This is a genomic window from Mycobacterium sp. (assembly GCF_032159775.1).
GTDB lineage: Bacteria > Actinomycetota > Actinomycetes > Mycobacteriales > Mycobacteriaceae > Mycobacterium.
The window spans coordinates 41510-51025 of sequence record NZ_JAVHWK010000076.1; the positions used below are offsets into that span (position 1 = coordinate 41510).

8 protein-coding genes are annotated in these 9516 nt (G+C 68.0%); 2 read left to right on the forward strand and 6 right to left on the reverse strand.

Annotated features, from left to right (window positions below):
* Position 1: 1 nt before the first annotated feature.
* Together QOJ24_RS08085 and QOJ24_RS08090 are read right to left on the reverse strand one after the other, a co-directional pair.
* Complete coding sequence (locus QOJ24_RS08085; protein ID WP_526260468.1) at positions 2–247, reverse strand: hypothetical protein; 246 nt, start codon at positions 245–247, stop codon at positions 2–4.
* A 51-nt stretch (positions 248–298) separates the two neighbouring features.
* Positions 299–973 carry a TetR/AcrR family transcriptional regulator gene (locus QOJ24_RS08090; RefSeq protein ID WP_526260469.1) on the reverse strand — a complete coding sequence of 225 codons (675 nt, stop codon included), beginning with the start codon at positions 971–973 and terminating at the stop codon, positions 299–301.
* Between the two features lie 70 nt (positions 974–1043).
* Between QOJ24_RS08090 and QOJ24_RS08095 the strand changes: the two genes are divergently transcribed.
* Positions 1044–2096, forward strand: a complete 1053-nt coding sequence (locus tag QOJ24_RS08095) for a ferredoxin reductase (RefSeq protein ID WP_526260470.1) — start codon at positions 1044–1046, stop codon at positions 2094–2096.
* A gap of 12 nt (positions 2097–2108) precedes the next feature.
* Positions 2109–3209, forward strand: coding sequence for a fatty acid desaturase family protein (locus QOJ24_RS08100; protein ID WP_526260471.1), 1101 nt, complete (start codon positions 2109–2111; stop codon positions 3207–3209).
* On the opposite strand, the gene nei2 is transcribed toward QOJ24_RS08100, so the two are convergent.
* The 4 genes from nei2 to QOJ24_RS08120 form a co-directional block, all read right to left on the reverse strand.
* Positions 3206–3967, reverse strand: coding sequence for an endonuclease VIII Nei2 (gene nei2 / locus QOJ24_RS08105; RefSeq protein WP_526260472.1), 762 nt, complete (start codon positions 3965–3967; stop codon positions 3206–3208). The two genes, QOJ24_RS08100 and nei2, sit on opposite strands and share 4 nt — an antisense overlap.
* Positions 3968–3969: 2 nt before the next feature.
* The gene (locus QOJ24_RS08110) at positions 3970–4905 is read right to left on the reverse strand and encodes an SDR family oxidoreductase (RefSeq protein WP_526260473.1); all 936 of its coding nucleotides are present in this window, start codon (positions 4903–4905) and stop codon (positions 3970–3972) included.
* Positions 4898–5854 carry an NAD(P)H-dependent flavin oxidoreductase gene (locus tag QOJ24_RS08115; protein ID WP_526260474.1) on the reverse strand — a complete coding sequence of 319 codons (957 nt, stop codon included), beginning with the start codon at positions 5852–5854 and terminating at the stop codon, positions 4898–4900. Before QOJ24_RS08115 ends, QOJ24_RS08110 begins: the two co-directional genes overlap by 8 nt.
* A gap of 26 nt (positions 5855–5880) precedes the next feature.
* Positions 5881–9516: DEAD/DEAH box helicase (locus tag QOJ24_RS08120; protein ID WP_526260475.1), on the reverse strand; the 3636-nt coding region annotated here is incomplete at its 5' end.

Sequence of the window (9516 nt, forward strand, 5' to 3'; positions counted from 1 at the left end):
ATTACGTTGACGGGCAGGCTATGTCGACATAGACCGTGGTTCCGGGGTGCACGCCGGTGACCGCGCATTCCGACAGCGGTGTGGTTGCGGCTCCGTTGATCCCCACCGTGTAGCCGTCGGCCTGCAGTTCTTTCACGGTGTCGGCCGCTGAGCCGACGCCGCTGGGGGCGGCACCGGCGTCCGCCGCGAACCCCAACGCACTCAATGCCAGAACGCCGGCTGCGACTGCGGAAAAAGCGAACTTCATGCACTGAAGAACGTCGGTAGTTCCTCAGGTATTTCTCAGCTTCAGGGGCCGCTAGGGGCCGCTCTGCCAGGCGTTGACACCGACGGTGATCATCCGCAGCTGTTTGACCGCGACGCGCTTGATTTCTTGGAGTGCCGCCTGGTCGCCTGCGTCCTCGATGGCTTCGGCGATGACGATCATCGAGTTGACGAACAAGCTGGCCAAGATGTTCAGGTCCTCGCTGCTCCAGGTCGTCAGGCCGGGGAAACGGGCAAGGTCGATGGCCAGCTCCGAGGTGATCAGCCGAATCTCGGTGCGGATCGCGTAGCGCAGCACGGTCACTCCGCTGTTGCGTTCACGGCCGATGAACACCCAGTGTTCGCGCCGCTCGTCGACCCCCTCGACGAGGATGTCGACCGATGACTCGATGACGCGCTTGGGATCGAGCTTGCCCGCCCGCGCGCCCCGCAGCATGTCCCGCAGAACCCGGAACGACTCGTCGATGAGAACCAGGCCAAGCGCTTCCATCGACTCGAAGTGCCGGTAGAACGCGGCGGGCACGATGCCCGCCTCGCGCGTCACCTCACGCAGGCTCAGCTGCGAGAAGCTGCGCTCCTCCAGCAGGCGGAGCGCGGCCGCCACGATCGCGCGCCGGGTGACCTCCTTGCGCTCTTCGCGCGAAGGGGTGTCCCGTGAACGCGACCGGCTTGATCTGCGCGTACGTGAGCCAGGCGTACGACTGTTCACTCTGTGAAACCTACCACAATCAGGCACTTTCCCATTGACGGACCAGGCTGTACTGGCGCACGGTATACACATGTTCACTCAAACTCTGACACGCCGAGCGCGACGGTCGCCCCTTTTGGAGCTGCTGACCGGCCCCCACGGCGTCGACCGATACACCGAGCTCGTCGACCGGACCTGGACCAATGGAGAAGCCCGCGCGAAGGTCGTCGCGGTACGGCGCCAGACGCCCCGCAGCGTGACGCTCACCCTGGAACCGAACCAAGCGTTCACCGGATTTCTGGCCGGCCAGCACATCAACCTCACCGTCGAAATCGATGGCCGCCGCCGCACCCGCTGCTACTCGCCCGCGAGCGCAGAAGGCGCGACGCACATCGAGCTCACCATCGGCCGCCATGACGGCGGGCTGGTGTCCAGCTACCTGTGCGACAACGCGCGGCCCGGAATGGTCCTCGGCCTCGATTCGGTCGGTGGCGACTTCACCATGCCGACCGAGCGGCCGACCCGAATCCTGTTCGTCTCCGGCGGCAGCGGCATCACCCCGGTGATGTCGATGCTGCGCACGATGCGCGACGAGGGATCCGACCGCGAGATCACCTTCATCCACTACGCGCGCAGCGCCGAAGAGGCCTGCTACGCCGACGAGCTTGCCGCGATGCCGGGAGTGCGCGTGCTGCACGGCTACACCCGCGAGGGCACAGGCGACCTGACTGGCTACTTCGACGCCGATCACCTGGCCGCCGCGATGCCCGTGCCGGAAGCCGTATATGTCTGCGGTCCGCCCGCACTGGTGGACGCCGTCCGGGCACACTGCCCCGACGCGAAGTCCGAGAGCTTCGTCCCGCCCGTGTTCAGCGCACCCGCCGAGGCCACCGGGGGGCGGATCTCGTTCACCGACAGCGGTGTCGAGGCCACCGATGACGGCAGGCCACTACTGGTCCAGGCCGAGGACGCCGGACTCACACCCGAAAGCGGATGTCGGATGGGCATCTGCCACAGCTGCACCCGCCGCAAGACCAGCGGTGTCGTACGCAACCTGATCACCGGGACGGTCTCGGATGCCGAGGAGGAGGACGTGCAGATCTGCGTGTCCACCCCCGTCGGTGACGTCGAGATCGCCCTCTAGGCAAGGAGAATCATGACTACAGCAACGATGACCCAGCCCAAGACCCTGTCGAAGACGGTGGCAGGCAAGACCGTCACCTTGACCCCGGAGCAGACCGAGGCGTTCGGGCGTGAGCTCGACGCACTCAAGGAGCGTGTGATCGCCGACCTCGGCGAGCGCGACACCACCTACATCCGGCGAATCATCAAGGGCCAGCGCGGCTTGGAGGTTGCTGGCCGGGCAATGCTCTTCGGCGGCATCTTCCCGCCCTTCTGGCTCGCGGGCACCGCGATGCTGGGGCTGTCGAAAATCCTCGACAACATGGAGATCGGCCACAACATCATGCACGGCCAGTACGACTGGACCGGCGATCCCGCGTTGGCCAGCAAGAAGTTCGAGTGGGACACCGCCTGCCCGGCCGACCAGTGGCGTCATTCGCACAACTACATGCATCACACCTACACCAACATCGTCGGCATGGACCGCGACGTCGGCTACGGCATCCTGCGAATGAGCAAGGACCAGCGCTGGAGCCCGTACTTCCTGGGCAACCCGGTCTACGCCTTCTTGCTGATGGTGCTGTTCCAATACGGCGTCGCACTGCACGAGCTGGAAACCGAACGGATCCGGTCAGGCGAGATCACCGTCGCCGAGAAGCGAGATATCCTCAGCGCGATTTGGCGCAAGACGAAGCGGCAGACGCTGAAGGACTATGTGGCCTTCCCGTTGTTGGCCGGGCCGTTCGCGCCGTGGGTGTTCGCAGGCAACATGACCGCGAACCTGATGCGCAACGTCTGGTCTTACATGATCATCTTCTGCGGCCACTTCCCAGAAGACGTGCAGGAGTTCTCCATCGAGGAGACGAAGGCCGAGACCCGCGGCGGGTGGTACTTCCGCCAGATCCTCGGATCGGCGAATCTGACCGGCGGCAAGCTCTTTCACATCCTGAGCGGCAACCTGTCATTCCAGATCGAGCATCACCTGTTCCCCGACGTGCCGGCCCATCGGCATGCGGAGATCGCCCCCGAGGTGCAGGAGATCTGCAAGCGGTACGGCATCCCCTACAACAGCGGTTCGCTGCCCAAGCAGTTCGCCACCGTGGTGCGCAAGATCGTCAGGCTCGCTCTGCCCTAGGTCTGGCAGTTCGGGCACCAGAACGTCACCCGGTCGCCGGTGCGATCCGTCTTGATGGCGGTGCCGCACCGGCGACACGGCTCTCCCGATCGGCCGTACACCCACACCTGCTGCCCTCGCCGGGTGTCGCCGGTGGTAGTGCGGTTGGACCGGGTTCTGTTCAGCCACAACATGTCACGGGCCCGTTGCGCCAGCCGCAACGGGTCCTTCACCGACCCCGTCGGCGCCGTCGGTAGGTGTCCGAACAGGAAGCACAGCTCGTTGGCGTACACATTCCCGACGCCTGCCATCACCCGCTGATCCAGCAGGGTCTCCGACAACGGCCGGTCCGGATCGGCGACGAGGTTGGCGGCCGCAACGTGCGGATCCCAATCCGGCCCAAGCAGATCGGGCCCGAGGTGGGCGACGACCTCCTCGTCGTCGGCGCGCTCGAGGATTTCCAGTACGCCGAGATCGATTCCTGCAGCCTGCACGTCGCCGGCCTCCAAGAGGATGCGGATCCGGTGGCCCGCGCGGCTGGGCCGGTCGGTGCTGGTCACCCACCAGCTGCCGTCCATTTTCAGATGGGAGTGGATACTCGCCCCACCGACCCTGATGAACAGGTGCTTGCCGCGGCTGACGACCTCGTCCACCCGCTCGCCCGTCAGATCGACGGTGGCATACCGCGGCACGCGAACATCGCAGCGCGTCAGTGTTTTTCCCTGCAACGCCTCGCGCAGCTTGGCGGCGGTGTGAAAAACGGTGTCACCCTCAGGCATCGTTATCCGGTCATCCGTAACGAGACTTCCCACAGCCGTTCGGCGTTCGCCGGGTCGACCGCATACGCGGCCACCCCGCCGCTTCCGGGCGCGCCGCGACGTTCGACGACGCGGGCTTCGTTGCAGTCCTCGAAATAGCGGCCGCCGATGCCTTCGAGCGACGGTGACGTCGCCACCAACACCGACGTTGCCGCACCCTGCTCGACGGTTTTGACCCTGAGGTCTTTCTTCGCAGAGACCGCATGGCCCGCACCGACGTGGCGCCCCAGCCGGGTATCGAAGATCGCACCGGGCATCAGCGCGTTCGACGTGATCCCGTCGTCGGTCCATCGGCGGGTCGCCTCGACGGCGAACAGCACGTTGGCCGTCTTGGATTGCCCGTACGCGCTGAACGGGTCGTAGTCGCGGAATCCGTAGTCGATGTCGTCGAATACGACCGGTGAACGCAGATGGCCCGCCGAACTCACCGACACGATCCTGGCCCCGTCCGCGGCGGCGAGCGCTTTGTGCAGGCCGACGGCGAGCAAGAAGTGGCCGAGATGGTTTGAGGCGAACTGCAATTCATGCCCGCTCGGCGCCATGGTCAGCTCGGGCGTCGCCATCACGCCCGCGTTGTTCACCAGGATGTCGAGCGGCCTCGTCCAGGCTCGAACGAAGGCCGCGACGCTGGACAGGTCGCTGAGGTCGATGACACCGACGTCGACGCTGTAGTTTTTGGTGCTGTCGCGGATCTCGGCGGCGACACGATCGCCGTAGGTGGTGTTGCGGACGGCCAGCGTGACCGATGCGCCCGCCCCGGCCAGCGCGCGTGCCGTTTCGACGCCGATACCCGACGAGGCGCCGGTGACGATCGCCGTCCTGCCGGTCAGGTCGACACCCGCGATGACGTCGGCTGCGGTGGATTCGGGCCCGAACGGTGTCGTGACGCGGTTAGTCATGGTGACTGCCTACAGCGGCGATGGCTTGCTCGGCTTCGCGCGCGATGCGTTCGACGATTGCTGCGGCGGAGTCCTGTTCGGCAATGATGTCGACGGCCTCGCCCGCCCAGACGGGAACGTAGTCGGGGTCGCCACGGCCGACTCCCTCGCGGAACGCGGCCCTGGCCGCATCGTCGATGTCGGCCTCGCGACCCTGCCAGGTATCGGTGACCCTGTTGCGCAGGGTTCGGGCGGGGTAGCGCTCCGGCCACGCTGAATCGCGGATGACGTCGAGCGCGCGTCCCCGGGTGGTGTCGTCGGCGCCCGCGGCGATGATCGCCTTCATGGCGTCAGGGGCGATCAGCGCCTCGTGGGTGACCTCGAACCGGGTGCCGATGACGGCGCCCGCGGCGCCGAGCACCAACGCCGCGGCAAGCCCTCGGCCGTCCGCGATGCCGCCGGCCGCCAGCACCGGCACGGAGCCGGCGATATCGACGACTGCAGGAACGAACGGCAATGTCGCGCGGCCGCCGCCGTGCCCACCCGCCTCGGAGCCCTGCGCCACGACGACGTTCGCACCCACGTCGAGCGCGCGACGGGCCTCCGCCACGGTGGTCACCTGAACGATGATCGGGATTTTCGCGGCTCGGATCGCCTCGGTGAACGGTGCGGGATCGCCGAACGAGAGCATGATCGCCGCGGGCGACTGCGCTATCGCCGCGTCTATCGTCGCCGCGTTGATGGCCCAGGACAGGAAGCCGATGCCCCACGGTTTGCGGGTGGATGCCCGCGCCTGCGCGCACTCCCGGTCCAGCCAGGCCAGGTCGCCGCGGCCCGCGCCGATCACGCCCAGGCCGCCGCCTTCGGAAACCGCGCCGGCCAGTGCTCCGCCTGCGACATCGCCCATCGGGGCAAGCACCACCGGATGGTCGATGCGGAACATCTCGGTCAACGCTGTGCGTAGCCCCATGTCGTGAACTCTAGGAAGTCGACCGGTCAGCGCAGTCGGAGACCCCGTGGTGTTCGTGCGAAACCGGCATCGGTGAGCGCGGTAACCACGGCGGCCTGGCCGACCTGCGCGTCCGGTGCGAGCACCGGTCCGCCGTTGACCTTCTCGACGAGCAGCGACTGCACGCGGCGCGCGCCGACAAGGTCGGCAAGCGCCCCGGCGGCGGCATGGTGGGCATTCGGATCGTCGGTGAAGGTGAGCAGTGTGCGTCCGCCGCGCTCGAGGAACCAGGCGAGTTCCCCGTCGACGAGCGCAACAAGGGCGCCGGCTTTCCGGCCAGGCCGGTGGGCGCCGTCCGGCCACGGCAGTGCCGCACCGTACGGGTTGGCGGGGTCCGCAGCGGCGAGGACGACAGTCTGGTACTCCCTGCGATCCGAGTCGACGCCGTCGAGGTAGGTCCGCAGCCGATCCACCGTAGACGCGACCGCGAACTGCGCCCCGCCCAACGACTCGACGAAGTACCCCCGCTGACACCGGCCGGCGTCCTCGAAAGCGCTGAGCACCTTGTAGAGCATGGCGAACCCGCCGGGAATGCCCTCGGCCGCGGCGGCGCCCTTGGTCAGCACGCCGTATCGGTTGAGCAGCAGATCGGCCTGAAAGTGCGCCCGCACAGTCGAATCCAGCTCGGCTTCGGGAAGCGCCGACCATCTGCCCGCGACTGTCGGATCAGAGGTGCGCGTCTGCGCGTGGGCAACGCTGTAGCGGCTCAGCCGCGGCGGTCGCGAGCCTTGGCGGTGTGCGGGCCGACTCGATCGCCGCCCGCTGCCGCCGACCAATGCCCGAACGGGCGCGAACGTGTCACCGGTGATCCAGCCGGCCCAAACCAGTTCCCACAACGCCCGTTTGAACTCTTCGGTGTCGCCGCCGGCCGAGCCGGCGAGCTGACGGAAGAAGAACGCGCCGCCGCCATGGCCGGGGGAGCCGAGAATCTCCAGCATTGCCCGGTGGGTGTCGGTGAAGTCGATCTCGGTCGGTTGGGCGAGCGTCAGCGGTGCGGATTCGGCCGGGTGGAAGGCGATCCAGCCGTCGCCGCTTCCGATCGTGCCCGCCCCCGACCATGTCACCTCGCCCGACGCGAGCAGTTCGTCGAGCATCGCCGGCTGGTAGTCGCGGACGCGGGTGGCGAACACCAGCGGTTCGATCGCCGACGCAGGAATGGGCACCCCAGCGAGTTGATCGATGACCGATGCGAGGCCGTCGATGCCGGAGGCCTTCTCCAAACCGACCTGCTGCCACGCGGGCAGGAACCGGGCATAGGCCGCGGTGCTGACCGGCTCCACCTGCGCCCGCAGCGCGGCCAGCGATCGCCGCCGAAGAATCTTGAGCACACCTGCGTCACACCACTGGTCGCCTGCTTCTGCGGTGTCGGTGAACTCTCCGCGCACCAGCTTGCCGTCGATCGCCATGCGGCCCAGCACATCTGCGGCCACCCGCTGGCCCAGCCCGAACCGGGCCGCCGCCTCGTGCGTGGTGAACGGCGCACGGGTCCGCGCGTACCGGCCGAGCAGTTCGCCGAGCGGATCGGCGCCCCCTTCGGTGAATACCGCGGGCACGCCGACCGGCACCGCGACGCCGACGCCGTCGCGGAGCAGGCCGATGTCCTCGATAGCCACCCACCACGTCTGCCCGGCGAACGACACCGTCAGTGCGCGCTTGGTCTCGCGCAGCCCCTCCAGCCAGCCGCCGACGTCGTCGGCGGTGCACCGCTCGGCGATCTCGGCCTCCGTCAGCGGCCCCAGCATCCGCAGCAGGTCGGCGACGCCCTCCGCGTCACGTGCCGCGCGATCCTCGCTGAGGTGCTGCAGTTGCGCGGCGGTGCTGGCGATCACCTGGGGGTCGAGCAGCTCGCGCAGTTCGACGCGGCCCAACAGCTCGGCCAGCAGCATGCTGTCCAACGACAGCGCGGCGGCACGGCGCTCCGCCAACGGGCTGTCGCCCTCGTACATGAACGCACCGACGTATCCGAACAGCAGCGACGCCGCGAACGGCGACGGTGTCTGGGTTTCCACCTCGACCAACCGCAGCCTGCGCTGTGCGATGCGGCCCATCAGCTCGATCAGCGTCGGCACGTCATACACATCCTGCAGGCATTCGCGGACGGTTTCGAGCACGATCGGGAAGTCCGGGTATTTGCGTGCCACATCGAGAAGCTGTGCCGCACGCTGGCGCTGATGCCACAGCGGCGACCGCTTGCCCGGGTGGCGGCGCGGCAGCAGAAGGGCGCGCGCCGAGCATTCGCGGAACCGGGATGCGAACAGCGCCGAACCGCCCACCTCGGCGGTCACGATCGGCTCGATCTCGTCGGCGTCGAAGACGAACAGTTCGGCGCCCGGCGCCGCGTCCTCGGTGTCCGGCAGCCGCACGATGATGCCGTCGTCGGAGGCGGTCGGCTTCTCGTCGATGCCGTAGCGCTCACGGAGCCGTCGCGACACCGCCAACGCAAGCGGGCCGTGCACCCGCAGCCCGTAGGGGGAGTGCAGGATCACCCGCCAGTCACCCAGCTCGTCGCGGAACCGTTCGACGACGAAGGTGGCGTCGGTCGGCACGGTGCCCGTTGCCTGGCGTTGGTCGTTGAGCAGCTGCCACAGGTTGTCTGTCGCGTAGTCGTCGAAACCCATTGCGACGCAACGCTCCGCGAAGGTCTCGCGGTCAAGACCGGCGAGCTCCCCGGTGAAGGCACCGATCGCCGCGCCGAGCTCGGCAGGCCTGCCCACCCCGTCACCGCGCCAGAACGGCAGCCGGGCCGGCTCGCCGGGCGCCGGGATGACGAGCACCCTGTCGTGCGTGATTTCGGTGATTCGCCAGCTGGTCGCGCCAAGGGAGATCACATCGCCAGGTCGCGATTCGTAGACCATCTCCTCGTCGAGTTCGCCTACCCGCGAGGGTTTGTCGGATTCCGCGCTGGACGCCAGGTAGACGGTGAACAGCCCGCGGTCGGGAATCGCCCCGCCGGAAGTGACCGCCAGCCGCTGGGCGCCCGGCCTCGCGGTGAGCGTGCCCGCATCGCGGTCGTACACGAGGCGAGGCCGCAGCTCGGCGAACTCGGTCGACGGGTACTTCCCGGACAGCAGATCCAGCGTCGCCTCGAAGGCGCTGCGCGGCAAGGTCGCGAACGGCGCGCTGCGTCGCACCGCCTCGAACCAGAGGTCGGCGTCAAGAGGCTCGAGCGCGCACGCGGCCACGGTGTGTTGGGCCAGCACGTCGAGCGGGTTCGTCGGCACCCGCATCGTCTCGATCTCGCCGGACAGCATTCGCCGCACGGTCACCGCGCAGCCGATCAGGTCGGTGCGGTGCTTGGGGAACAGCACGCCCTGGGAGATCTCGCCGACCTGATGGCCGGCCCTGCCGATGCGCTGCAGCCCGCTGGCCACCGACGGCGGCGTCTCCACCTGGATCACCAGGTCGACGGCGCCCATGTCGATGCCCAGTTCGAGGCTGGAGGTGGCCACGACGGCCTTCAGTCGTCCCGTCTTGAGGTCGTCCTCGACGAGCGCGCGCTGCTCCTTGCTGACCGAGCCGTGATGCGCCTTCGCCAGCAACGGTGAGGCACCAGAAGCGAGCCCGCTGCCCATGATGTGGGCCGGTGAGCCGCCGCCCACCTGCGTGTTGGGGCCGGTCTGCAG

Excerpts from the sequence above, each read along its gene's own strand:
- QOJ24_RS08085 (WP_526260468.1), bottom strand. The coding sequence starts at position 247 with ATGAAGTTCGCTTTTTCCGCAGTCGCAGCCGGCGTTCTGGCATTGAGT.
- QOJ24_RS08110 (WP_526260473.1), bottom strand. The coding sequence starts at position 4,905 with ATGACTAACCGCGTCACGACACCGTTCGGGCCCGAATCCACCGCAGCC.
- QOJ24_RS08095 (WP_526260470.1), top strand. The coding sequence starts at position 1,044 with ATGTTCACTCAAACTCTGACACGCCGAGCGCGACGGTCGCCCCTTTTG.
- QOJ24_RS08100 (WP_526260471.1), top strand. The coding sequence starts at position 2,109 with ATGACTACAGCAACGATGACCCAGCCCAAGACCCTGTCGAAGACGGTG.
- nei2 (WP_526260472.1), bottom strand. The coding sequence starts at position 3,967 with ATGCCTGAGGGTGACACCGTTTTTCACACCGCCGCCAAGCTGCGCGAG.
- QOJ24_RS08115 (WP_526260474.1), bottom strand. The coding sequence starts at position 5,854 with ATGGGGCTACGCACAGCGTTGACCGAGATGTTCCGCATCGACCATCCG.